This is a genomic window from Vibrio sp. D173a, from assembly GCF_030248475.1.
The window spans coordinates 1-814 of the sequence record NZ_JAHGAH010001492.1 but is presented as its reverse complement, the minus strand read 5'-3'; the positions used below and the strand labels follow the sequence as shown (position 1 = coordinate 814).

The following is an 814-nucleotide window of genomic DNA, read 5'->3' as shown; positions in this document are numbered from 1 at the left end:
TCAAAAGGCAAAATCGCCATCAAAGTTTCAACCAAAGGAGCTGCCTACTTAACACAAGGCGATACCATTTATCTCGAAATGAATATCGAAAACCTCATGTACTTCAATCGAGATGGCAGTCGTATTCAACAGATCGATATCATGATGGAGGCAGCATAAAATGTCCCAAGAAATGGCAATGCCACTTCCATCTCAAAAAGCAGACAAACTTACCCTAGGGCAAAGGCGCGAGCAACGAAGTGCTTGGCTACTCACACTGCCTGCAGTGGTACTTATGATGCTGTTCTTAATCGGCCCCATTATTGCCGTCATTACCTTGTCATTTACCGATTGGCAACTTGGCATGACCAGCTTCTCTTGGGTGGGCATTGATAACTATATCCAACTAATCAATGACGACACATTTTGGAAAGCACTTAAAAACACCCTACTTTATGTCGGTATCGTTTTGCCATTTTCGGTCATCGGTGGCCTTGCTATCGCCATCCTAATCGAAGCAAGACCTAGTGGAAAAAGTGTCTATCGGACTGCATTTTTCCTACCAGTAATGGGAACGTTGATCGCAATGTCGATTGTTTGGGAAACTCATTACATGGCCAATGTTAGGGCCAGTCACGCTCTTCGTGCTGGTGATCTCTGCAATCAAAGCATTTCAAGTGTTTGATACTGTTGAGGTGCTCACCCAAGGCGGACCAAGTAAAAACTCTGAAGTATTACTGCACCTTATGTATGTCGAAGGGTTCCAATTCTTCCGCACAAGTTACGCAGCCGCGATCACCGTTATTTTTCTGTTCATTGTACTGATGATTACCGT

1 protein-coding gene is annotated in these 814 nt (G+C 44.1%); it reads left to right on the top strand.

The window, feature by feature from the left end; translation table 11 throughout:
• Positions 1 to 160 precede the first annotated feature (160 nt).
• A complete protein-coding gene (locus KIV40_RS34285) occupies positions 161 to 664 on the top strand; it encodes a carbohydrate ABC transporter permease (protein WP_285353914.1) in 504 nt (167 codons plus the stop codon).
• Positions 665 to 814: the final 150 nt, after the last annotated feature.